Genomic DNA, 23,332 nt, shown 5'->3' with positions numbered 1-23,332 from the left:
CCATTTGCCTGTTGAAAGGGACCTGATGACTCTTGTCCTGATGAAAAGCTGCCTTTGTATGTAAGTTCCCGGCAAGCAAACGGGGCGGCAGTACCGCCCTTGCCGGGATCCTGTTACAGGTTACCGAACTTGCCGTTGCTGTTTTTCCATTCGGCTTCAGGCAGCAGGGTTTCCAGCACATCCCAGTGCTCGACTATCTTGCCGTTTTCCACCCGGAACAGATCGTAGAAGGAGGTGGGCTCGCCGGCAAAGGCGCCTTCACTGATGCTGAGCACAAAGTTACCCTGACCCAATACCCTGTGGTTTTTATGGTAGACCATGCTGATGCCCTGGGCCTTCATGGCATCTATGGCCTGGGCCAGGCCCGAGAGTCCATCGGCAATCATGCTGTTGTGCTGCAGATACTGCTCGCCGTCGATGAATCGGCCCAACTTGTCGTATTCGGCATTTACCAGCACATGTTGGACAAAATTGGTCACCAGTGCCTTGTTGGCCTCTGTGTGCGCCAGATCTGTCAATGCCGTGCTGCCATCCAACTGGGTACGACCGCTGGGGTTGGGCTGTTCGGCTTTCAGCGCGAGATTGTCCCAGTGCTCGACTATCTTGCCATCATTGAAGCGGAACAGGTCAAAGCCGACCTTGGGGCCGAAGAAGTTGTAGTCTGTGTGGGTGAAGACGAAGTCGCCATCCTCGAAGGCCCGCACTACCTTGACCCTGGCGCTGCCTTCCGGCAGGGCCTGGAGCAGTTCGCCGAACCCGGCCAGACCGTCGGCAACGGCCAGATTGTGCTGGGTATAGTGGGCGGCATCAACATAGCCCAGGGCCTGCTGATCGCCTGTCTCTATGGCATTGAGCAGGGCGACGGCTTTTTCACTGTTGGATAACAACATGGTGGACTCCTCGTTGGCAAAGGCGCCGTTGCCCAGCAGGAGTGTGGCAATCAGGACGCTGATGGATATTGATTTCATCTTGGTGGCTCGGTTGGTTGAACATGGGCATATTTTGGCCCGGGAGCGTCACTGGGGGCAGGTCAGGATGGGAAATAAAATGGTAAAAGTCGAACCTCAGCATGCTTTTCTGAACTGGTTAGGCGTCATGGAAGTATGCTTCTTGAAGTATTTCACAAAGTTGGTGGCCTCATCGAAACCCAGAGCCGAGGCCAGCTGTTGCACCTGGAGATTGTCCACCCGCAGACGACGTTTGGCTTCCAGCACCCTGTGCTCGTCAATCAACTGCTTGGCGGTTTTGCCTGTGGCGGCCTTGCAGATGCCGTTCAGCGTCTTGTAGCTGGTGCCGACCCGCGCCGCATACTGGCGGGCGTCATGTATCCTGTCCAGGTGTTTGTTAATCAAGCCAATAAAGCGCTCGAAAGCCTGAGCATGGGCCTTTGACAGGCTGTTGTGTTGCAGTTGGGGGCTGGCTTCGTTGACCTTGGTCAGCAGGGCGGCGAACAGCAGTTGCAAATAGGCAGTGTTGGGCCTGTGGTGGGTGAACTCGGCGCGGATAACCTCAAGCAGCCCTTCCAGCGCTTGGCGGACCTCGGCGGATGCCTGGAAACAGGGCCGGTAGTTGGAGACAAACTGGCTGGGGGCAAACAGCCGCACTTCTATGCCCTTGGTGACAGTGTCGAGAAACTCCCGGGTGAAGAGGATGAGGTGGCCCTTGGGTTGGCTGCGGGTGTCGAAGGCATGGATCTGCCCCCTGTTGATTATCACCAGACTGCCGGGTTGAACCTGGTACTTCTGAAAATCGATAAAGTGTTCACCCTGGCCCTCGGTAATCAGCAGCAGATTGTAAAAGTGAAGTCTGTGGGGTTGGCCGGCAAAGTCCTGCGGCGCCGCCAGCGCCCTTTGGTACAGGCTCTCCAGGGACAGAATTTCAAAGCCCGGCTGTGGCAGCGGGCTTTGGCGAAACTCCACTTCGGGGACATTCATAGGGGGCTGCATTGGTTAACCTATCACTCAAAGCTGATGTTCGGATTGTGGCACCGAAACCCTTGGCCGGGCAAATGCACCTTTTGCCATAGTGGCAAAACACTGCGCCGGCGTATGTGCCTGGTATCAAAGGCAGGCTGACTCACACCTTCTAGAATGGCATATTCAATTCTGGGTACATTATGGGATCCAGATGTGCCGGGGTCATGTGCCATTTATGGTAGATGGCGTCGAGCCGGCCTTGGCTGAGCAGCTGCTGGAACAGTCGGTTGAAGGCTTTGACCGACTCGAAGGGGGTGTGATTCATCTCGAAGGCGAGGCAGTAACGGACGTGGGTTTCGCCCGGGGTGTAATCCAGCGCCGTCAGCCCCAGGCGCTTGGCATAATAGGCGCCGACGTCCTTGTTGACATAGTAAGCGTCGAAGCGGCCCTTTTGCAGCATGCGCAGCGGGGCTTCATTGGCCTGGGGATAGAGTTCGACCCTCAGTCTTGCCATTCCCTGTTGTTGGCGTTGCCGCTCTATTTTCTGCAGGGATCCGTGGGTATTGGAGGGGGAAAATACCCCGACGACTGTGTTTGTTGTGGCTTGCTCTGGGATAAAGGGATTGTTTTTCAGTGAGTAGAAGCCGTACTCAGTCTCGACCATGGGCAGCGAGAACCACATGCTGCTGGCCCTTTCCTGGCTCCACCCCAGGAAGGTCGCCTGCATCTCGCCGGTAAAGAACAGCTGTTTGGCGCGGCGATTCGGCCTGAGGCTGATTTCGCATTTATCGGGCCAGTCCTGGCAGACCCTCTGGGCGATTTCGACTAAGGCGCCCGTGGCTTTGCCTTGGTCATCGACGAAGCTGAAGGGGGCGAATTCGTGAAAGACGATGTTTAACTTATAAGTCTCAGGGGCATGAGTTTCCAGGGGCCCAGGGGGTACAGGTTCGGCTCGCAACGGTGAGGCGTTGAACGCCAAGAGAGTGATACAGAAAAAAGCGATGTCGAGTATCTGTCTAAGAGGCATAGCGTCGTGTTAAATACTTGTGTCACTCGAGTCTACCATAAAAAACAGCAAGCGCACCGGGTGTGGCTGAAAGTAAAAAGCGAACCCTTGAGGTTCGCTTTTCAGGCGCTTTTGGCGGCATAAACGGCAACTGCCGCGCCAAGTCTGTTGCCGTTATTGGCTGGTGAAACCGCCATCCACCGCCAGCGACTGGCCCGTCAGGTATTGGGCCTTGTCGCTGGCGAGAAAGACTATGGTCTGGGCTATTTCATCGGCCCTGCCTATGCGTCTGGCGGGCACAGCCGAGATCAAACCCTTCTTGAACTCTTCATTGCCGCCGGTGAAGCGGTCGAACATCTCGGTTTCTATGGGGCCAGGGGCCACGGCGTTGACTCTGACCCCGGAAGCCGCGCCTTCCAGTGCGGCGCACTTGGTCAGGCCCTCGACGGCATGCTTGCTGGCGACATAGACAGACGCGCCGGGAACGCCTATCTGTCCGGCGATGGAGGATAGGTTGATGATGGCTCCCGAGCCCTGGGGCAGCATGACCCGCATCTCATGCTTGAGGGACAGGAGGATGCCAAGCACATTGGTGGCGAAGGTCGCCTCGAAGTTTTCCGGCGTTTCTTCCGGCACAAGTGTCGGCCGGCCCTCGGTGCCGGCATTGTTGACCGCCACATCCAGGCGGCCAAATTTAGCGACTGTCTGCTCCACCAGGTTCTGCACCTGTGACTCGAAGCGCACATCGGCCCGCACGAATTCGGCCTGGGCGCCCAGGGCGCGCAGCTCAGTGACCAGTGCCAAACCTGCTTCTTCGCGACGGCCACTGACGACCAGATTGGCGCCTTCCCGGGCGAAGGCGAGGGCGGTGGCGTAACCTATGCCCGTGAGGGCGCCTGTTATGAGAACTACCTTGTTGTTCATTGCATTCTCCTGCTGCTAAGAGGTTGTCGCTACTTCGTTTATTCTCCTTCATTACTGTAGAAGCTGTTCGGCAAAAAGGTAACGCCGGGGCGAAAAAAAGCCGCGAAGGGCACAGATCAGGGGTATCGCGACATAAGATCCAGAGGCGATTTGTTAAAGTGTTAATTCTTTGCATAAACTTGTCGCAGGTTCGAGCACTGAACCCAGGCATAGACACGCCATCCATTCCCGGGCCTAGCCCGCATCATTAGGAGCTACCCATGTTCAGAAAAATCCTGTTCGTCCTGGCGGTCATCATCGCCATTCCGCTGGTGGCCGCGCTGTTTGTTAAGCAAGACTATGCAGTGACGACCAATATCAGCATAAACAAGCCGGTTGCTCAGGTGTTTGACTATGTCAAACTGCTGAAAAACCAGGATAACTATAGTGTCTGGGCTAAGATGGATCCGGACATGAAGCAGAGCTATCGCGGCACGGACGGCACGGTCGGCTTCGTGTCGGCCTGGGCCAGTGACAAGGAAGAGGTCGGGTCCGGTGAGCAGGAAATCATCGCCATAACAGAAGGAAAGCGCATCGACTACGAGCTGAGGTTCATCACTCCCTTCGCCGCCACGGACAGGGCCTTCATGACCACGGAAGCGGTCGAGGATGATGAAACCTTGGTTGGCTGGGGCTTCGTGGGGCATATAGATTACCCCATGAACCTGATGCTGCTGTTCGTGGATCTTGAGACCATGATAGGCAAAGATCTGCAGCAAGGGCTGAATCAGTTGAAGGTTATCCTGGAGAAGCAATAACATGTGGTATTGGCCTAAAGAGCACTGAGCCTGGATAGCCGGAGCTTGGCTAGCCTGGCCTGAATAGCTTGGCCTGAGTAGCCAGGTCAAGCTGGTCAAGCCAGCCAAGACAGGCTCCGGGTCATTTTCCGCTGGCTAGGCCGCGGTAAATTCGTCCTGTGACGCCATAGCCGCCTGGTGCTGGCGCTGTTCCTGCTCGCGCAGCTCGCTGGAATACAGGCTGACCCTGTCCCGTCCGGACTTCTTGGCGTGATACATGCCTGTGTCGGCATCGGCGATCAGTTGCTCCAGCTCGAAGCCGGACAGCGCCGAGCCTGTGACGCCGAGACTGGCGCTGATAGCGAAGCTGAAGCCGCTGTCGGCGGTATCTATGGCCGCCAGGCCGGCGCGCAGGCGCTCGGCCAGCGCCATGGCCCTCTCCAGGTCGCATCCGGGCAGCAGCAGGAAGAATTCCTCACCGCCCAAACGGGCGAAGATATCATTCTTGCGGGTGCTCGCCATGCAAACGCTGGCGACCTTCTTCAACACCCAGTCACCGCAGGCGTGACCATAGTTGTCGTTGATCGCCTTGAAGTTATCCAAGTCCAGCAGGATACAGCTGATCTCCTGACTGCTGTTGCGGCAGTAGTCCAGGCTGGCGGTCGCCAGCTGAGTACAGTGGCCGCGATTATAGACACCCGTCAGCGCATCGTATTCTGCCAGGGTTCTCAAACGTTTATGGGTTCGGCCGGCCCTGTAGATCAACACCAGCAGCGCCGTCACGCAGAGTATGAGCAGGGCGATGAACAGGCGGTTATTTTCCGCTTCGGCGCTGGCCAGCTTCTGCTCCAGCCGCAGCAAATTATTCTGTTTGTCCAGTAGGCTTATCTTGCTTTGCTGCTCGATGGACTGGTGCTGCGCCAGCTGATAGGCGAGGAACTTGGTCTTGGTTTCATCCAAATATGCCTTGTCGGCCTCGGCAAACTTGATGTGGTAATCCAGTGCTGTTTGATAGTCGTTGCGCTGCAGTGCTATCTGATAGAGGGTCTCATACACTTGCACTATGGGTTTGGTCGCATCCAGGCTCTTGCCTCGCTCCAATGCCTTGAGGGCATATTGTTCCGCCAGTTCGGGCTGTTTTAATGCCCAATGTGCCCTGGCCATCAGGGCATAGGTCTCGGCAATCAGTCTTGGGTAATGGGTCGCCTCTATTTCGGCTAAATGAGGCGTCAACAGTGTTAAGGCACTCTGGCTATCTGCGGATTTAAGATAAGTCTCTGCCTGGAATAAACGAATAAGGTTACTCAGCACTGCCTCACCCTGTTGCTCACAAACCTCTATGCCGTCTTGTATTTCAGGGGAATCAATCTCTAAGTTATGCAGATTAAACCTGGCTTCCAGTAGCAGTTGCTTAGCCAGACAGAGATTTCGCCCTGTGGTAGCAGTATTTTCCAGTCGATTGGCGTAGTTGAATCCCAGCTCATATTGTCCCAGCTGGTTGTAAAAAACAGCTGATACTGCCAAGCCACTTTGGCGCATGGCTTCGTCGGAGATGTTTGGCAATGCCTCAATGGTGTTGGTTAAGTAGGTAAGTCCTTCAGTCCACTCCTTGGTGATGGCTAATATGTTGACTATAGATATATTGGCGCGGTATTGCAGCAATGGGCTGGCATCCGAGCCTATCAGTTGTCTATATTTTTCCAGCCCCTGTTCCATTTGGCCACCGAAGGATAGTTTATAGCCTTGCAGGTAATCCAAATAGTGTTTTTGTTCGTTGGACAGGCTGGAGCGCTCGGCCTCGAGCTCGCTCAGCAGCTCGCTGAAACGCACAGGCTGGCTGCTGCGGATTGCATCCGCGGCAGCCAATTGCTGTGCCAGTCTTTGCTGCTCGGGGATCCTGTTTGGTTCAGCAGTCTGTGACTGCTCAGGAGCCGTGTTCGGCTCAGAGGCAGACACAGCTCCCGTGACCAGCAGGGCACCCAGTAGCAAGCCCAACAGCAGTGGCTGCAATTTCATGCAACCGCTACTGAAGCCGCTTGTCGGCTCTAAACCTATGTGCTGGGAGGTCATAGACTAGCCGTTTGCCACCATACGTATAGTGTCTTGCTCGTCTGCTGGAGCTTCCTCTGTCGGCTGTTCGTCTTCCGCCGGTACCATAGCACAGAAGATGTCAGGGTTGATGTTCAGCTGACGTTCCAGGCTGACGGCATCATTTGCCAGCAAGGCCTGCTTGAGCTCGGCCGTCAGTTCGGTTGCTTGGATTGCCGTTAATTGTGCGTCGTGATTCTGCAGCCCGGCGTCCTGACCCATACGTTCGAACAGTTGGATGATGTTAGACATGTTGCTTCCTTCTTTTTGTTGGTGTTGTCGTTGGTGTTGTTGGTTATCTGTTTTCTTTTTAATTAACGTACGGCGCTCACATGCGGCGCTGTCGACTGACGCCTGACTCAGGCTTCTGCCTCTGCATCGCCGCTCTCCAACGCCCTGGCCGCCAGCTCTGCGTCTATGGCGTCCAGTCGTGCCAGCAGTTCATGGTTGGGCTCCATCGCCCGGCCCGGTGGGACTACCAGGGTGGTGTGCTGGGAGATCTCTGCATCCCGCAACTTGGACAGCGGCAGCCGCTCCATCCTGGGAACGTCTGTCGGCAACACAGGGGTCTCGTACAATATCACCTCATGCTCGGCTGGGTAGTCCTCGGCCAGCAGTTCCAGCAGTGGCTGGCGATGTTCGCCGCCGGTGGCGAACCTGGCTATGCTGCGATCGCCGGCCAGGCCTATTTGCCACAGCACCAGGTAGGCGGAGGGATCGAATCTGCGCTTATAGAACATGAACTGGCTGGCTTCATAATGCTGACAGCCGAAGCGGCCGGGATCTATGCCAAGATCGGCAAACAAACAGTCTTCGGCGGAGATCCCAGGGATCATGCTGGCGGCGAAGCCCTCGGCGCGGGCAATTTCTATCGCCTTGTGGGGGGCGTAGGCAAACACCCCAGGGTGGCCGTAGAAGGCACCTACCACTTTCTTGCCGGCCCTGACCTCGGTCAACATGGCGTCGACCATTTCTGCGTAGGTCAGCCGCCTGTCCTTGCCTGTCTGGTAGAAGCCCTGCAGGCTGCGCACATCAGGATGCATCTGTTTGATCCACAGCTCGACTATGCCGTTGGACACGCCGCAGAACACCACATCGGCCTGGCTGATGTAACTCTTGCTCAGGGGGCAGATGTGTGCCCCCAGTGTCATGCCTGTGCCAACACAGGTTAAACTTCCGGTTCTTGCTTCGGTATCTGGCACTTGCATCGCCCCTGAGTTCCTTAATCCGTGTTTATTCTTGTTAGTTTTGGCCGTTAAGATAACAGTTATCGGTGTGAAGATTAACTGTAATCTTTAGGTAACTTTTTCACGTTTAAACCAATTCTCCGCCAGCATATAACAGTGGCGTTCAGCACTGCTTGGCGTGAGGGAAGCCGGCTCGAATTGGAAACCGAGTTTTTTCACCACACGTTCGGTCGCCAGGTTGGTGCCGTTGTAATTGACATCTATCCGCTCGAGCCCGAGCCGGTCGAAACCGTGTTGCATCAGCGCCGCCGTGGCTTCCTCCGGTATCAGCTTGCCGTTGGCGCTGCGCAGCAGCATTATGCCCAGCTCGGCTCTGGCGGCATCTTGCCTGACATTTGTCCTGGCATCTGCCTTGTGTGCTGTGGCCTTATTGTGCGCTGTGGCCTCGTGTGCAGAGACTTTGGCCCAGCTGAAGCCCTGGAGCCCCAGGGCCTCGCCGGTCTGTTTGTCTGTGATGACCCAGTTCAGCAGCGTCGGCGCCGGTGCGGCCATGAGTTTCAAGCTGGTCCCAAAGGCGCGCTCGGCCCGCGCTTGGCTCAGCGGCGCCGCTATGTGGCGCATGATTCTGGCGTCGGTATAGAGGCTGCAATAGAGCGGCAGATCTTGCTCGGCCAGAGGGCGGTTCACTAATCTGGCGCTGGTGAAGACATGGGTATCCAACGATTGCCCGGCTGTTTCTGTCTCTGGCCCGGTTAGCATGCTTCTGTCCTCAGCGGCGCAAAGCCGATGACCCCGTTCGGCGCAATGCTGCGATCGAACAGGGTGAAATAATTGTTCAGCAGCGGCAGGCCGAGAATGGACTGATTCGGCCAGTTGGGCAGCTGTGAAATGATCTTGAAGCAGGCCCGGCCGGGGGCAGGGCTGTTGAGCTGCCAGTAGGTCTCAGGTCGGCAGCTGAGTATGACCTCCCCGGCCTGTGCTTGCGGCTGTACCGACTGTCCTGTGGGCGCGGCGGCGAAGATAAAGTGAATATCCGGCCAGTCTGCCAGCCTGAGGTTGGCGGCATCTATGCCTGTTTCCTGGGCGCTCAGCGCTTTGAAGGGCGCGAGCAGTTGGGCGAAGTCGGCCGAGTGACGGCACAATGCCTCGCTCATGGCCTGATACAAGGCGTCGGTCAGGGCTATGCCCGAGGCGCCTGTGTCTATGATGGCGTTGCTGAAGTAGTTGGCCCGATATTCGGGTTGCAGCGGCGCGGCCGTTATTCGCGGGCCGTCGGCAACCTGCAGTGCAACCAGGCTGACGTTGTAATAGATGTCGTGCTCGACCGCCAAGGTTTGGAACTCACCCTGGTAGAAGCGGCTCTGTTCTTCGCCGCCACCCAGCACCAGATAGCCCTGATTTAAGGGATCTGCCTCAAGCTCTGCCTGGGTGGCACCGGCATGGGCCACATGTATGCTGGAGCGGCGGCTGTAGAAGGCAAACTTGTTGGCGCACAGGCCCTGTTGGGCCAATGCGCTGAAGTAGGGATCTATGTCCTGCTCGTGCTGTTGCCAGAGGAAATGCTTGAACGCGGATAAGTCGTTGCAGTCCAGCTGCGCCAGACTCATTTGCTCTTGGGCAGCATTCGGCTTGGGAGCCATGGCCTTAGGCTCTGCCGCAAGGACCTTGGTCTTTGTTGCAAGCTGGCTGGATGAGGCCACTTTTGGGGGCTTTGGCTCGAAGGGCCAGGGATAGCTGAGCGGCGGTTCCACGCCGTTGGCGCGCAGGCAAGCCGTGAGGTCATAGCTCTTGTTCAAATGCCGATAGGCCAACCCCAGAATACCGTCGGCATCGCCGAAGGTATGCTCCTGACCGGCGCAGGCCAGTGCCAGCGGGGTACTTTCCAGCACCAGTGAACTGTTGTCCGTGCCGGCCTGCACCCGGGTATGGACCACTGGACCATCCCAGCCGCCGATGCCGTAGTTGATTTCCTGTGCCAGCGATGTGGCCCTGAGACTGGCATCCTTATCCGGGCAATAGGGGCCCTCGCGCACCACCAGGGTGCTGCTGCCGGTATCCAGGATGAGGTTGACGCTATCCCGGCGGCTGCCCAGCCGCAGCCGGACAGTATAATCCCCTTTGGCATGGACATTGGTCAGCGGCAGTATCAGAGTTTGCTTATCCGGCATATTGAGTTTGTTGTTATTGTTGTTTTTGTTGGGCAGGGCAGGGCCATTATCATCTGAACCAAGCCAGTGTCGAGCAATCGCCGGCGGCCACAAGCGAAAAAGAGCAAGCCCACAGACAGTGGACTTTATAGCAGAAGCAAACACAAAAGTTAACCAATTGTTATGTTTTTGCGCCCGGGCGCCACTCATTTCGCCAATCTGGGCAGCGCGTTTGTCCGGGATGAGTTCCTCGAGCCGTTTGGCATTCTTGGCGTAACGTTTTAAGCTGGGCAGGTAAACAACGGCTATCAGACTGAAACGTCAGGATTTAGCGCGTTTCTCTAACCGGCTTTTTAATTGAGAGTCCCTATGCTAGATGCCCTTTGCAGCTTCAACGATGAGGCCGTGACCTACAGCGTGTTTCGGTTCCAGAAACTCAGCGATGCCGAGATAGAGGCCTATCGTCATTGGTTGTCTTGCCCCGCCTGCGGCGGCAAGGCCTATTACCGCAAGGCATCGAGCGACGGCAAGGCCGCCTGTTTCGGCTCCCGCTATCACAGCCTGGATTGCCGCGAATATCACCCTTCGGCCCAGCGCAGCCAGGAGGAGCAGGATGCGCTCGAGGTGCAGCAGCTGCTGCTCGACGCCGACGCCTTGCTGATCGACTTCAGCCGCATGCCCCGTCGGCCGTCCAAGGCGCTCGCTGCCGATGGGCAGGCTGACGAGAAAGCCACTGAACTGCCGGCCGCTGGTGCTGTTGCTGTCAGTGCTAAAGGTGCCGCCGGGGAGGCTGCGGCCAAGGCCAATGCCCAGAGCGAGCCCAGGGTTGCCAGCCAGGGACTGCAGACCTTGCTCCACAGCCTGCTGCGGGGCAGCGACTTGGCCGATTCGGATCTCTGGATCTATACCGACAGCGAGCGCAAGTACCGTTGGCGCGCCCGGAACCTGTTCGTCAACTTCGCCGATGCCGAGCCGGCCGACGGCCACAAGCCGCACATGTATTGGGGCACCATTTCCCATACGGATAAAGATCTGCTCTGGCTCAATCCGGCGGATGCCAAGGACATAGGCATCCCCATAGCGCCCTTCAAGCCCGAGTTGCTCAAACGCTTCGGCATAACCGACAGACGGGATCTGGAAGGGGCCGGGATCATACTGTTCGGCAAATGCTTCTGGAATAAAGACAAGAGCCGCAAGATCATCCAGCTGTGGCAGAACGATGTGCAGCGCCTGTATATCTCCAAGCTGGAGGACTGACGGGCAATCAGGCGCCGAGCCGGGGCAATGGCCGCACTTCGCCGGCCTGCATCCCATCGAGGTGAATGTCTCCTATGCGCACCCGTACCAGCCTGAGGGTGGGAAAACCGACCGCCGCCGTCATCTTGCGGATCTGTCGATTCTTGCCTTCCTTGAGGGTGATGGACAGCCAGCAGGTGGGGCCATGTCTTGAGTCCCTGAGTTTACGGCCCCTGTCTGGCAAGCTGGGTGCGGCAGGCAGGCGCCGGGCCAGGCAGGGCGAGGTGTCGAAGCGCTCGCCTTTGACCGTGATGCTCACGCCGCTGGTCAGCCGAGCCAATGCCGCGTCATTCATGTCGCCATCGACCTGGACATAATATTCCTTCTCCACCTCGGCGCTGCGAACCCTATGGCTTGCCATGCCGCTGGTGGTCAGCAGTAACAGCCCTTCAGAGTCATGATCCAGCCGGCCTATCGCCATGATCTCGCTGGGGAAATCGAACAGTTCACCGACCAGCTTCTTCCGCTTCCTGGGTTCCTGAACGAATTGGCTCAGGTAGCCGAAGGGCTTGTACAGCTTGAAATGCCTATGTTCAGGCGGTGTTGTGGATGCAGTTGCAGTGCTGCTGCTTTTGCTTGGCTGTGATGACATGACTCTTGACGGCATAGGAGGCTGCTGTGGTTCAGGCCCTGTGGTTGATGGACGATAAGGAAGGCGCAGTATAACCCGGAAGCCGGAGGTTCGACATTGCCGTTGGCAGCAAACTGTCCTATGCTGCGGTCTATTCGATCGTGCCCTATTGCGACGCCTCCAACGAAGAGACGCCTTCAATGAAAACATTTGTGTTACTCACCAGTGTGATACTCGCCTGCAGCAGTTTTTGCGTCGCTGCCACCGCCTCCCTGACAGGCGCATCCAAAGCCGGTGCTGTGAAGAGCAGCACAGCCGAGACGAGCTCGAAGCCCAAGACAGTGCCTGAGCTGGCATCTGGCAGTGCCATGTTGGTGGATCTTGAGACCAATGAGGTTTTGTATTCGAGTCATCCGGATTTGGTGGTGCCTATCGCCTCGGTCACCAAGTTGATGACCGCCATGGTAACCCTGGATGCCAACTTGCCTCTGGATGAGAAACTGGCGATAAAGATCGATCAAACCCAGGAGGTGCAGGGGGTATTTTCCCGGATAAGGTTAGGCAGTGAACTCAGCCGCAAGGATATCCTGCTGCTGGCACTCATGTCGTCGGAAAACCGTGCGGCCGCTACCCTGGCCCATCACTACCCAGGTGGCTATGCTGCCTTCATTGCGGCGATGAACGCCAAGGCCAAGCGCCTGGGCATGAGCCATACCCACTATGTGGAGCCGACCGGCCTGTCGTTTCATAACGTCTCCAGCGCCGGCGATCTCATTCTATTGCTCAAGGCCAGCGCGCAATATCCCTTGCTCGGCCAGCTGAGTTCCACCCAGAAAAAAACCGTCACCTTTCGCAAGCCCAAATACCGCCTGGATTTTTATAACACCAACCCTCTGGTTGCCAAGAAGAACTGGGACATAGCCCTGACCAAGACGGGCTTCACCGATGAGGCGGGCCACTGTTTGGTGATGCGCACCGAGATGGCCGAGCGCCAGGTGGCCCTGGTGGTGCTGGATGCGTTCGGTAAATACACCCATCTGGGGGACGCCAACCGGCTAAGGAAATGGCTGGAAACGGGTAAGGTAAGTCCGGTTCCGACAGCGGCAAAAGAGTATAAACAGCAGAAACTCAAGCAAAGGCAAACGGCGGCCGAGCAGAGTTAACGCTGGTCTTATTCCTGGCGTTGCGTTAGCTTGGTCATGGTTACTCATGCCCAGGCTGCTGAATGGAAGGCTGCTGAATGGACAGACATTAATGACAGTCAGGACAAATTGGCAACGGCAAATACTGGAGAGTACTGCTACTTTTAAAGGCGCCGCGACTTTTAAGGAATGAAGATGAAGCTGCCAAAATTCAGGACAGGCATTACCGGCATCTTGCTGTGCACTGTCACGGCTTGTGTGAATATTCCCCCCGAGGCGCCGGCGCTGTCGGCCGAGCTGGGCAAACGCCTCGTGGCCATCGAAGCGGCGCACCTGACCCTGCTGCAGAAATACTTCGAGCAGAAGCGCCAACAGATAGACAGCTTCATCGACAAGGAATGGGTGCCGACCTTTGCCGCCGAGTTCTTTGCCACCCCGGCGATCGCGGCCGCCTGGAATACCCTGGTGCAGGAAAATGACCCCAATCAGCGCCTGGCCTTCATAGTTAAACTCGGGCCTAAGCTGGTGGCCAGAATAAATCAGAAGCGGGCTGAGCTCATCGACCCCATAGATGCTTTGGAGCGGAGCGTCGAAGCCAAGATCCGTGCCGATTACACCCAGGCCAAGGCGCTGAACAACAGCATCGGCAGCTTCCTGCTGTCGGCGGCCGAAGTGGCGGAAAACCGTGACCGCTATCTGGCGATGGCGGGCGTTCCTGAGGCCAAAGTGGATAAGCTGATAGACAACACAGACGAAGCGATAAGCGACTTGCTGAGCAAGACCCAGAATGCCCAGCAGAAAGCCGATGCGGCGGCGCAATACCTGGAAAAACTCAAGGCAATACGTAACTCACTCTGAGTCATAACGAAGCAAGCATAAGGAGGCGACAAGATGCCAGTCAATTTGGATGACCTGGATATAGACAAGGCGATTGCGGACAGCGCGGCCAAGGCAGATGCCAAACTCGCCCCCCAAATAACCTCCCTGACGGGCATGACGGACGCGGAAGTGCAACAGTTGTTTCCCGAACCCGCAGATGTGCAGAAGCTCAATGAGCTGATGAACATAGTGAAGTCATCCGCATCAGAAAACACCAAAGTCAACCAGATAGTCGCCAATGCCGAAAGCTTCGGCGGCATAGTGCTCAAGCTGCTGAGCAAGTTTGCCTGATTGTCCGGTATGCCTCGGTCTGTTCAGCGGTAAATTGGCCGACACTCTCAGGCGGCAACTCCATGGCCGCTGGCGTTGCCGCCTGAATGCGTGAGCCCAATTCTTTCATGTGCAGGTTGCAATAATCGGCTGCGTCGCCAAATAATTTAAGGTCGTGTTTCTGTCGCGTTCCACACTGAGGGCTATGCCATGCTTTATGATCTCACCGTTGTGCAATTTAGCAAGATGCTGAAAAATTTGAGCAATATTCTCGAAGAGGGCAGGGCCTTCGCCCACCACAAGAAGGTGGATATGGAAGTCTTGCTCAACGCGCGTCTGGCGCCGGATCAATTCAACCTGACTCGTCAGGTACAGATCGCCTGCGACATAGCCAAGATAGGCGTGGCTCGCCTGACCGGCAAGCTGGATTCAGTGCCCAAGCATGAAGACAATGAAACCAGCTTGGACGAGCTGCAGGCGCGCATCGCCTCCGTGCTCGACTATCTCAGTGGTTTCAGCGAGGCCGATTTTGCCAATGCCGCCGCTATCCACGTATCCCAACCCCGCTGGGAAGGCAAGTACCTCATGGGCTATGAGTTCGCCATAGAAAATGCGATCCCCAACTTCTACTTCCACGTCACCACGGCCTACGCCATACTGCGCCATAACGGCGTCGACCTGGGCAAGAAGGATTACCTCGGCGCCATGCCGTTTCAATCCTGAATCCAAGGTTTTGCCCTGATGAAACGCACCCTGTACGGCATTCTGGACAAGCTGCCCAGACCTGACTTTGTGCTGCCCAAAGCCGGTTGATTGAAGCCGGTTGATTGAGCCGGTTAATTGGGCAAAGGAGTGGAGCCGGATTTTTATCTATTCGCCTTTGCAGCCTGAGTGCTGCATGGATGAAAGGGCTTGGGTCCGGTTATTTCAGAACGGCGGCAGGGTAGGCAGGCAAAAAAAAAAGTGGACCCTGGGTCCACTTATTGAGTTGAGGCAATTAAATCTGCTCGAACTCGAGTGCTTATTGGAGTTCTATGGTCACCACGTTGGTGACGCCTTTGGCCAAGGTCACCATGCCGGAGGTATAAAAATCACCGCCGTCCTTGGCCTCGGCCTTCAGATAATAGACACCGCTGTTAATATTGATGGCTTGCGGATGAAAAGATGCCACCGCATCTTTTTTCAGCCAACCGTTAGCGTCAACCGCATATAAATAGCTTGTGCTGTCCATCGCCGCGCCGCTGTCTTGATGGTAAGCCACCACTCTCACCATGGTCATGCCCTTGGGATTCTTTTCCTGGGTAATGGAACGTATGGCGCCGAGTTCAGGATTCATCTTGGTATTGTCGGTAATATAGAATGGCGTCGAGCTGATCGAGTATTGTTGGCTCGGGTGTTGATAGCCTGGGACGGAACCGCCGCTTGTGCCGCCATTGTCGGCGATCCCGGCAATATCCGAGACAGAGTCGGCTATGGTTCTTATATCTGTGCTCTTACAGGCGGAAATACTTAAGACAAGGGTGCATAAGATAAGTTTTTTCATTGCGTTAATCCATTAAATTGTTGGCATCCATATCACACCCGCATCGGCCGGTTCTGCTTTATGACGAGTGTTACTTCGGAAAGCTGTTATTGTGACTCGGTCTTAAAGAAGGGTAAATTATCAACGGGAATGCTATTAGTCAATCAGATCGCAAATAAGCGTCCATGGATCCCGGCAATAATAAAATACTTAAACCATGCGTTGAGTATGAGGTCACCGTCGTACGTCACAGGCAATTAACCAAGCTGCGCTCAGATAGAAGAGGCGCGCTCTGAGTTCAGGCGTTTTTGAGATCTGCATCGCTGGAATGAATATATTGCGGCCAGTGTGAGTGATAACAAAAAGCCCGGGACGACCGCTCGTCCCGGGCTTTCTCTGGTCTGGCCCTGACCCATGCCCGAGCCCATACCCATGCCCAAACATGGGGCAGGGTTAGCCTACCAGCAGCATCTCGCACTTGTGGCAGTCGAATACCAGCTTGAACTGCTTGCCGCCCAGTTCCATCTCCAGTGGATCTGCCTTGATCCCAGGGACTTCCTTGGGACACATATTGTAGCTGTAGCGAATGCAGTGCTTGGTGATCATCAGCGGCGCATCGCCCTTCACCGGCCGTACCTCGTAGGCATCGCGAATCGACACCACCCCGTGGCGGGTGTAGAAATCCTTGGCCTTCTGGTTGGCGACGTTGCCAAGATAGGTGAGGCTGCGCTGGGGGAAACGGGCGCTGTCGTCCCGCTGCCATGGGGTAGGCCTGAGATAGCCCTGGATGCGGGCCTTATCCAGCGCCTCGACAGCCTCGCGTCGCAGGCCGTTGAGCACCGAGGCCGGCACAAACACCGCCGCCGCATCGCCGAGGGTCACCTCGCCCAGCTGATAGTCAGTGTTGCCCAGCTTGCCGAGATTTTTCGTCAGCGAGTCGCGGTTGCGCTCGAGATCTTTGGCCTGCTGCTTGTCGAAGTCGGCATGGACTGTCACGCTGTGGCCATAGCGGTCGGCGGCCGTGAGCGCCAGGCCGCCATCGCGATCTGCGAGCTGAAAATCCAGCATCAGCAAGCGCTCGGCCGACTCCTTGGCCAGCAGCGCCTCGAAGGCCTGATCTTTGTTGCGGTACAGAGTCGCGCCCAACTGCAAGTCTTTTGGCACTTGGGTGAGGTACAGGGTCTTGCCCTCGGCGCGGTTAACCCTGAAGCCCGACAGCTTGTCGTCCGACAGCCGCGCCTGCTGGTAGTTGGCGGCAAAATAGCCCAGGCCATCCCCGTTATGAAACTCGGCATCCGAGTCCACCACTATGTAATCCTTGCCTATCTTGCTGACCTTGCCCACGTCCAGCCCCAGATACTTGGGGGTACGGAAATCGCTGATCCCCGGCTTGCGCTCATGCACGAAGTAGTCGGTCTTGCCGCGGTTGAAGCTCTTGTCGGGATCCGGGGTGAAGTTGTAACTGCAGCGGCCGTGGGAGGCACTCTGGAACTCGGGACGGCGGGCCATGATGGCGTCCAGCTGTTGGCGATAGTGGGCGGTGACGTTCTTGACGTAGCTCAGATCTTTGAGGCGACCCTCTATCTTGAAGGAGCGAATGCCGGCATCGATCAGCGTCTCCAGGTTGTCCGTCTGGTTGTTGTCCTTGAGCGACAGCATGTGATCATTGCTGGCGATCACCTCGCCCTGGCGTGTCTTGAGGTTGCCCGGCATACGGCATTGCTGGGAACACTCGCCGCGGTTGGCGCTGCGATCTGTATAGGCCTCGCTGATATAGCATTGGCCGCTGTAGGCCACACAGAGGGCGCCGTGGACGAAGAATTCCAGCCGCATTTGGGTCTCGGCGGCGACGGCACGGATCTGTTTCAGGCTCAGCTCCCGCGCCAGTACCACCTGGGAAAAACCCACATGCTCGAGGAAGGCCACCTTGGCCGGCACCCTGTTGTCCATCTGGGTACTGGCGTGCAGCGCTATGGGCGGCAACTCCAGCTCCAACAGCCCAAGATCCTGCACTATGATGGCGTCGGCCCCGGCCTCATAGACGGTCCAGATCAGCTGCCTGGCCTCTTCCAGCTCGTCATCGAGCAAGATGGTGTTGAAGGTGACAAAGACCTGGGCATGGTAGCGGTGGGCGAATGCACACAGGCGGGCGATATCCTCGACGCTGTTGCCGGCGGTATGGCGGGCACCGAAGGCCGGGCCACCTATATAGACGGCATCGGCACCGTGGCGTATGGCCTCTATGCCATAGTCGGCATTCTTGGCCGGGGCCAGCAGCTCCAGCCGGTTGTCGGCCAGCTGTACCGGCGCAGTCTGCTGCCGGGGATCGGATTCGTTCGTGGCCGCCTGGCCGGGATGAAAGACTTCAACGCCTATCTGGGACATTGTGGACATGCTCTGCACTCACCTATGAAATGCCTGGGTATTTCGGGGCTGTGAGTATAGCAGAGCCAATAATTCATAAAAGACTTAACCGCCCGGGCCGGGGCAATAATACGCCGGCGCCGGGGGGCGGAGGCCATGTTCGGGTATGGACTGGTCGGCAGTGGTGTTGGGATGACCTTGCATCGCCTGGGCTCGGGTTTGCCTGGGCAAAGGTTTCAATGTTATAAATAATGCCTGGGCCCGGCAGCCTTGACTCTTGCAGGGTTGACTCTTACATGATTGATTTTATAGGGAATGTAAACATGAACATGTCTCAAACCGGCGCTAACGGAAAGGGCGGCGATATCATCAAGTCGACACTGGCATCTGTGCAGCAGGGGGGGGCAAGGGCCGACGGCAGCTTGCAGCTCACGGCAACGACACTGGACTTCAGCGCATTCAACAAGCAATTTGGCCTGGGGCCCTACAGCATAGCACTGGCTGCCATTGCCGAGGTGACAAAATGTTGGGGCAAGGGCGGCGGCATACTCCCAGTGACCTCGGACGGCATTGAAATCACCCTCAAGGACGGCCGCAGTTACCAGTTCATCCTCGCCAACCCGGATGACTGGATAGCCTTACTGCGTCGCGGCTAGATTTACTGAGCATCGCTAAGTCGCTGCCGGCTTTCGAGCATTCGGCATGCCTACCTGTATTTGTTCTGTCCAAACTTCGTTTGGATGAAAGTCGTGGGTCTTCAACCCACACCCGGGCAGTCCTCCTTGCCCGACCCTCTTTAAAATCTGAGGGGCGGGAAGCCCACAACTTCTCGGCCGCAAGGCCGAAAAGCGTGGGGGCGAAACACCCTTACTTCATCTGTGCCTTGGCGGCTTCCACCTTGGCAAAATCCAGTCCCAGTTCGGCGACTGCGTCCTTGATGAGGCCAGGGTTTTGCATCACCTGCATCATGAGTCCCTGCAGTTTTTCCGGCGCGATGCCGAGCTGCCCCAGGGTGCCCATGGCCATCAGGGGATTTTCCGTGAGGCTCTGGAACAGGGCCTTGACTTGCTGGTCGCTGATCTTGTGTTCTTTCAAGAGGGCAATAATAGGATTCACGATATTTCCTTGCGTTAGTTGCTTGCGTTAGTTGCTTGCGTTAGTTACTTGCGTGAGTTACTTGCGTGAGTTGCTTGCATCGGATGCATGCTCGGTATTCGCAGGTTGCCGATTCTAGCAAACCTGCGCCAGTTTTCTAAGCATGGCTAAGGCCTGCGTCATTTCTGTAACATCCATTCCCTGGGCGCAGGCGTTGGCCCAAGGGATCTGCTTAGCTTCAATCTGCTGCAGCACCTCAAAGCCCTTGGCAGTCAACACCAAGAGTTTGGCTTTCTTGTGCAGTGGATTCTCCTCAAATACCAACACCCCAAGTTCAAGCAGCTCATTCGCGATTCTTTGCACCCCCTGACGACTCTGCCCCATGGACTGGGCAATTTGTGACACCGTCATAGGGCTTGGCGAGCGGGCCAGGGCGCCCAGTACCTTCCAGCGGGCACTGCTCATCTGTTGATCGCGGGTGAGCCTGTCTCCCGCAGTGGCCAACAGGCCACTGAGCTTGAAAACCTCCAGAATAATGTCGGTAAATAATTGGCCTTCGGGCGAACGCTCCATGGATTTCTCTCATCTGCAAGTTGACAGCATATTGTCAATTGTGACAACATGTTGTCGATAATGACAATTTGTTGTCATAGTTTAGCCTATGTCAGCTCGAATATCAGCAGGCGATTAGCAGCTACGGCAAGCTTAGGCATTCAGCTCTGGCTGTTGCAAGCCATTGAATGACTCGGTGGTGCCATCACTTTTGCGTATGGGCTCGATTTGGCTGATGTACTTAATTTGGCTGGTGGCCCCATGCCCGCACGACCCAAGGCTCAGGGGCGCTTGAGCCCCCTTAACCCAGGAGAAAAACATGTCTGAACCCGTGATACTGATCAATCCATTCAAGGTGCCCGAAGGCAAGCTGCAGGAGTCGATTCAATATTGGGAGGCCCATAGGGATTTTATGGCGCAACAACCTGGTTATATCTCGACCCGGCTGCATCAGTCATTGCAGGCCGATGCGACTTTCCAACTGGTCAATGTTGCCGTCTGGGAAAGCCAAAACGCCTTTTACCTGGCGGCCCAAAAAATGCGCCAAAGCCTGGGGACCAAGGGGGTCGAAGGCTTGAGCGGCGATCCCGCCCTGTACCAAGTGATCAGAGACTAGAGACTAGAGGGTAGACAGTCGAGGGTAGGGAAAGGGGCCGTGGCTCATCCCTCGGCGGCAGTGTCAACGAGTCGCTTCGTGATTTGCGTTATCTGATATATGATGCGCCACCCTAACTTGCCCCATGCGCCCCTTACATCCCATGTCTTCCAATGCCCTCTATACGGATCTGTCCTGTTACTATGATTTAATGTGTTGCGACATAGACTACCAACAGCAAAGCAAGGGCATAGATCGCCTGGCGCAGCTGTTTGGCAACGGCGGCAACCAGCATCTGGATCTGGCCTGCGGCACCGGCCCCCATGTCAGGCATTTCATCGACTTGGGTTACCTGAGCGGCGGGCTGGATATCAATCAGCCCATGCTGGACATCGCCAGGCGCCGCTGCCCAGAGGCACACTTCAGCCTGCAGGACATGGCGGCTTTCTGTCTGGAGCAGAGCGTGGATCTCATCACCTGCTTCCTGTATTCCATCCATTATTCGGCCGGTATCCAAGCCCTTGAGGCCTGCATCGCCAGCGCGCACCGGGCCTTGAATGCCGGTGGGCTGTTTTGTTTCAACTCTGTCGACAAGCACAAGATCAACAATAAGGCATCGGTCAGGCACAGCGCCGAGTTTGAAGACAGCCGCTTTGTGTTCGAATCCGGCTGGCATTATTGCGGTGAGGGGGAGCAGCAGTCGCTGAACCTGAGCATAGCCAAGACTCGGGATCAGGTGACTGAGCAGTGGCAAGACACCCATGCCATGGTGGCGACCGGTTTCAGTGAGCTGCAGGCCCTGCTGGCGCCCTACTTTGAGGTGCAGATTTTCGAGCACGATTACCAAAGAATCGTGCCCTGGGGCGCTGAGCTTGGTGGCGAACGCTCGGGCAATGCCTTGTTTGTCTGCACCAAGATCTAGCCCGGGCCCTGATACAGGCCCCATCTTCTGCTAAGTTGTCGCCGACTAAGTGGATTTGGGAGCTAGAACTGTGCAGGATCGGGACTGTGCGCTAGAGCCTGCGACCCACATAGCTGCCGGGGGCGGCTTCCAACACAGGCAACTGACCGTCGCCGGGCTGTCTCGCCGGGACTTCGCCGCCGCGCAGGGGCTTAAGCCAGCTCTGCCAGTGTTCCCACCAGGAACCATTGTGACGCTCGGCCCTGTGTTGCCACTCCAGCGGTTCCAACGCCAGATCGGTACAGGTGCTGTAGCCGTATTTTTGTGCCGCCGGCGGGTTGATGACCCCGGCGATATGACCTGAGCCGGCGAGCACGAAGGTCTTGTCGCCGCCGTGGGCGCGGGCACCCTGGAAGCAGGCCTGCCACTTGGCAATATGGTCCTTCTCCGTCGCCAGGAAGTAGGAAGGTGTGGCTATTTTGCCCAGGCGCAGATAGCGCCCGGCCAGCTTGAGTTCATCCTTGACCAGCTTGTTCTCCAGGTACATCTGTCGCAGGTAGAAGCTGTGCATGGCCGCCGGCAGATTGGTGCTGTCGCTGTTCCAATACAAGAGATCGAAGGCCGGCGGCAGCTCGCCCTTGAGGTAGTTGCTGATGAAGAAAGACCAGAAGAGATCGTTTTCCCTGAGCATGTTGAAGCCGAGCGCCATCATGCGGCCATCGAAGAAGCCTACTTGTTGCATCTGCCGCTCCAGCGCCGCGACCGACTGCTCATTGATGAACACCCCTATTTCGCCGGGATCGGCAAAGTCCAGCAGTGTGGTCAGGTAAGTGGTGCTGGCGATGCGTTTGCTGCGCCTGGAGGCAAGCAAGGCCTGGGTGCAGGCCAGCAGGGTGCCACCTATGCAATATCCCAGGGTATTGACCTGCTGCTCGCCCGTGGCCAGGGCTATGGCCTCCAATGCCGCCAGCGGGCCTTCTTGCATATAATCTTCGAAGCTCACCTCGGCCAGGCTGGCATCCGGGTTGACCCAGGAGATCACAAATAAGCTATGGCCCTGATCGACCAGGTATTTTATCAGCGAGTTCTGGGGCTTGAGATCCAGCACGTAAAACTTGTTGATCCAGGGCGGCACCAGCAGCAGCGGCCGTTTGGCGACTGTGTCAGTGCTGGGCTGGTATTGGATGAGCTGCATCAGGCGGTTTTGGAACACCACCTGGCCTGGGGTGGCGGCAATATTTTCCCCCAGCTTGAAGGCGTTCAAATCTGTCATCGGCAGGTTGAGCCCCAAAGGGCTGTTTTCCAGATCGTCCGCCAGGCGCTTGAGGCCCTCGCTGAGGTTCTTGCCCCCCGAGGCCAGGGTCTGCTCTATCACGTCCGGGTTGGACCAGGGGAAGTTGGTCGGCGCCAGGGCGCTGATGTACTGGCGGGTATTGAACTGCAATTGCTGGCGCATCTTGGGATCCAGCTCGGGCAGTTGGGCGAAGAGGGCGTCCAGGTATTCGCTGTTGATGAGATAGGCCTGCTTGATGAAGTCAAACAGCGGGTGGCTTTGCCACTGGGGATGATTGAAGCGCTGATCGCCCGTCCTGGGCTCGGCCACAGTGTGGAATTGGCCACCCAGCAGGCGCTGGCTGGTCTGCTGCCACAGCTGTTGCTGCTTCTCCAGCCATTGGTTGTAGAGGGAAAACAGCCCACTGGGATTGCCAAGCCAGGCCTGGTTGGCCTGCTTGACTGCCTCGGCCCACTGCTCGCCGCCATCGCCCTGCCAGTAGCTGTTGCCCTGCTGCCAGAGGTTGTCGAACACCTGCCAATAGGATTTGCCGAGCTCGAAGCATTCCTGCTCCCAGTCTTTATGCGCTGTCATTTATCACCCGATTTTGTTTAACGCTGGTCCAATGCTATCCAACGCTCGCCTATGTCAGTCTGCGACCCGACTGCGTCTATTGTCTAAGTCTGTCGCCTAAGTCTGTCGTCTGGGTCGCTCCATGCCATTGCCCACCCGGATTGCTCATCCGCATTGGATGGGCATTGGCATGAAGGCAGCGTCTCGTCGGGTCGCTGCCTCCTTATTCAGCACTGAGAGCTCAGAACTGAGAGT

General features: G+C 56.8%; 24 protein-coding genes. 9 read left to right on the top strand and 15 right to left on the bottom strand.

The window, feature by feature from the left end:
* Window positions 1-113: 113 nt before the first annotated feature.
* From LZP73_RS04565 to LZP73_RS04550, 4 genes are all read right to left on the bottom strand, one after another.
* Window positions 114-968, bottom strand: coding sequence for a nuclear transport factor 2 family protein (locus LZP73_RS04565; protein ID WP_234233244.1), 855 nt, complete (start codon window positions 966-968; stop codon window positions 114-116).
* Between the two features lie 96 nt (window positions 969-1,064).
* Window positions 1,065-1,934 (bottom strand): AraC family transcriptional regulator, encoded by an 870-nt coding sequence (locus tag LZP73_RS04560; RefSeq protein ID WP_234233243.1) that lies wholly within the window; start codon window positions 1,932-1,934, stop codon window positions 1,065-1,067.
* 151 nt (window positions 1,935-2,085) lie between these two features.
* The gene (locus tag LZP73_RS04555; protein ID WP_234233242.1) at window positions 2,086-2,943 is read right to left on the bottom strand and encodes a substrate-binding periplasmic protein; all 858 of its coding nucleotides are present in this window, start codon (window positions 2,941-2,943) and stop codon (window positions 2,086-2,088) included.
* A 153-nt stretch (window positions 2,944-3,096) separates the two neighbouring features.
* Entirely contained in the window at window positions 3,097-3,846 is a 750-nt protein-coding gene (locus tag LZP73_RS04550) for an SDR family NAD(P)-dependent oxidoreductase (RefSeq protein WP_234233241.1), read from the bottom strand.
* Window positions 3,847-4,106: 260 nt separating this feature from the next.
* On the opposite strand from LZP73_RS04550, the gene LZP73_RS04545 reads away from it, so the two are divergent.
* Window positions 4,107-4,643 carry an SRPBCC family protein gene (locus tag LZP73_RS04545; protein WP_234233240.1) on the top strand — a complete coding sequence of 179 codons (537 nt, stop codon included), beginning with the start codon at window positions 4,107-4,109 and terminating at the stop codon, window positions 4,641-4,643.
* A gap of 135 nt (window positions 4,644-4,778) precedes the next feature.
* On the opposite strand, the gene LZP73_RS04540 is transcribed toward LZP73_RS04545, so the two are convergent.
* The 5 genes from LZP73_RS04540 to LZP73_RS04520 form a co-directional block, all read right to left on the bottom strand.
* A complete protein-coding gene (locus tag LZP73_RS04540; protein WP_234233239.1) occupies window positions 4,779-6,638 on the bottom strand; it encodes a sensor domain-containing diguanylate cyclase in 1,860 nt (619 codons plus the stop codon).
* 57 nt (window positions 6,639-6,695) lie between these two features.
* On the bottom strand, window positions 6,696-6,962 hold the full coding sequence (locus LZP73_RS04535) for a hypothetical protein (RefSeq protein ID WP_234233238.1): 267 nt from the start codon (window positions 6,960-6,962) through the stop codon (window positions 6,696-6,698).
* A 107-nt stretch (window positions 6,963-7,069) separates the two neighbouring features.
* A complete protein-coding gene (locus LZP73_RS04530) occupies window positions 7,070-7,918 on the bottom strand; it encodes an SAM-dependent methyltransferase (RefSeq protein WP_234233237.1) in 849 nt (282 codons plus the stop codon).
* Between the two features lie 87 nt (window positions 7,919-8,005).
* The gene (locus LZP73_RS04525; protein WP_234233236.1) at window positions 8,006-8,656 is read right to left on the bottom strand and encodes a GNAT family N-acetyltransferase; all 651 of its coding nucleotides are present in this window, start codon (window positions 8,654-8,656) and stop codon (window positions 8,006-8,008) included.
* Complete coding sequence (locus LZP73_RS04520) at window positions 8,650-10,065, bottom strand: pepsin-like aspartic protease (RefSeq protein WP_234233235.1); 1,416 nt, start codon at window positions 10,063-10,065, stop codon at window positions 8,650-8,652. Before LZP73_RS04520 ends, LZP73_RS04525 begins: the two co-directional genes overlap by 7 nt.
* A 348-nt stretch (window positions 10,066-10,413) precedes the next feature.
* On the opposite strand from LZP73_RS04520, the gene LZP73_RS04515 reads away from it, so the two are divergent.
* Window positions 10,414-11,301, top strand: a complete 888-nt coding sequence (locus LZP73_RS04515) for a hypothetical protein (protein WP_234233234.1) — start codon at window positions 10,414-10,416, stop codon at window positions 11,299-11,301.
* Between the two features lie 7 nt (window positions 11,302-11,308).
* On the opposite strand, the gene LZP73_RS04510 is transcribed toward LZP73_RS04515, so the two are convergent.
* Window positions 11,309-11,947 carry a pseudouridine synthase gene (locus LZP73_RS04510; protein WP_442800709.1) on the bottom strand — a complete coding sequence of 213 codons (639 nt, stop codon included), beginning with the start codon at window positions 11,945-11,947 and terminating at the stop codon, window positions 11,309-11,311.
* 164 nt (window positions 11,948-12,111) lie between these two features.
* Between LZP73_RS04510 and pbpG the strand changes: the two genes are divergently transcribed.
* The 4 genes from pbpG to LZP73_RS04490 all read left to right on the top strand — a co-directional run bounded on the left by pbpG (window position 12,112) and on the right by LZP73_RS04490 (window position 14,925).
* Window positions 12,112-13,074, top strand: a complete 963-nt coding sequence (gene pbpG, locus LZP73_RS04505) for a D-alanyl-D-alanine endopeptidase (RefSeq protein ID WP_234233233.1) — start codon at window positions 12,112-12,114, stop codon at window positions 13,072-13,074.
* A 174-nt stretch (window positions 13,075-13,248) separates the two neighbouring features.
* Entirely contained in the window at window positions 13,249-13,911 is a 663-nt protein-coding gene (locus tag LZP73_RS04500) for a hypothetical protein (protein ID WP_234233232.1), read from the top strand.
* A 33-nt stretch (window positions 13,912-13,944) separates the two neighbouring features.
* Window positions 13,945-14,223: a hypothetical protein gene (locus LZP73_RS04495; protein ID WP_169563606.1), complete on the top strand. Its 279-nt coding sequence runs from the start codon at window positions 13,945-13,947 to the stop codon at window positions 14,221-14,223.
* Between the two features lie 189 nt (window positions 14,224-14,412).
* The gene (locus LZP73_RS04490; RefSeq protein WP_169563605.1) at window positions 14,413-14,925 is read left to right on the top strand and encodes a DUF1993 domain-containing protein; all 513 of its coding nucleotides are present in this window, start codon (window positions 14,413-14,415) and stop codon (window positions 14,923-14,925) included.
* 298 nt (window positions 14,926-15,223) lie between these two features.
* On the opposite strand, the gene LZP73_RS04485 is transcribed toward LZP73_RS04490, so the two are convergent.
* Both LZP73_RS04485 and LZP73_RS04480 read right to left on the bottom strand, forming a co-directional pair.
* Window positions 15,224-15,745: a hypothetical protein gene (locus LZP73_RS04485; RefSeq protein WP_234233230.1), complete on the bottom strand. Its 522-nt coding sequence runs from the start codon at window positions 15,743-15,745 to the stop codon at window positions 15,224-15,226.
* 432 nt (window positions 15,746-16,177) lie between these two features.
* Window positions 16,178-18,109, bottom strand: a complete 1,932-nt coding sequence (locus LZP73_RS04480) for a peptidase U32 family protein (RefSeq protein WP_234233348.1) — start codon at window positions 18,107-18,109, stop codon at window positions 16,178-16,180.
* Between the two features lie 302 nt (window positions 18,110-18,411).
* On the opposite strand from LZP73_RS04480, the gene LZP73_RS04475 reads away from it, so the two are divergent.
* The gene (locus tag LZP73_RS04475) at window positions 18,412-18,744 is read left to right on the top strand and encodes a hypothetical protein (RefSeq protein WP_234233229.1); all 333 of its coding nucleotides are present in this window, start codon (window positions 18,412-18,414) and stop codon (window positions 18,742-18,744) included.
* 211 nt (window positions 18,745-18,955) lie between these two features.
* Here the strand turns inward: LZP73_RS04475 and LZP73_RS04470 are convergent, their stop codons facing one another.
* Both LZP73_RS04470 and LZP73_RS04465 read right to left on the bottom strand, forming a co-directional pair.
* The gene (locus LZP73_RS04470) at window positions 18,956-19,204 is read right to left on the bottom strand and encodes a DUF2999 family protein (protein WP_234233228.1); all 249 of its coding nucleotides are present in this window, start codon (window positions 19,202-19,204) and stop codon (window positions 18,956-18,958) included.
* A 114-nt stretch (window positions 19,205-19,318) separates the two neighbouring features.
* On the bottom strand, window positions 19,319-19,756 hold the full coding sequence (locus LZP73_RS04465) for a MarR family winged helix-turn-helix transcriptional regulator (protein ID WP_234233227.1): 438 nt from the start codon (window positions 19,754-19,756) through the stop codon (window positions 19,319-19,321).
* A 298-nt stretch (window positions 19,757-20,054) separates the two neighbouring features.
* On the opposite strand from LZP73_RS04465, the gene LZP73_RS04460 reads away from it, so the two are divergent.
* Window positions 20,055-20,351, top strand: coding sequence for an antibiotic biosynthesis monooxygenase family protein (locus LZP73_RS04460; protein WP_234233226.1), 297 nt, complete (start codon window positions 20,055-20,057; stop codon window positions 20,349-20,351).
* 142 nt (window positions 20,352-20,493) lie between these two features.
* Entirely contained in the window at window positions 20,494-21,252 is a 759-nt protein-coding gene (locus LZP73_RS04455; RefSeq protein WP_234233347.1) for a class I SAM-dependent DNA methyltransferase, read from the top strand.
* A 91-nt stretch (window positions 21,253-21,343) separates the two neighbouring features.
* On the opposite strand, the gene phaC is transcribed toward LZP73_RS04455, so the two are convergent.
* Window positions 21,344-23,098: a class I poly(R)-hydroxyalkanoic acid synthase gene (phaC, locus tag LZP73_RS04450; RefSeq protein WP_234233225.1), complete on the bottom strand. Its 1,755-nt coding sequence runs from the start codon at window positions 23,096-23,098 to the stop codon at window positions 21,344-21,346.
* Between the last annotated feature and the right edge of the window lie 234 nt (window positions 23,099-23,332).

Origin of the sequence: Shewanella sp. AS16 (assembly GCF_021412365.1) — a bacterium.
Lineage (GTDB): Bacteria > Pseudomonadota > Gammaproteobacteria > Enterobacterales > Shewanellaceae > Shewanella > Shewanella salipaludis.
This window is presented reverse-complemented; position numbering and strand designations above follow the sequence as displayed.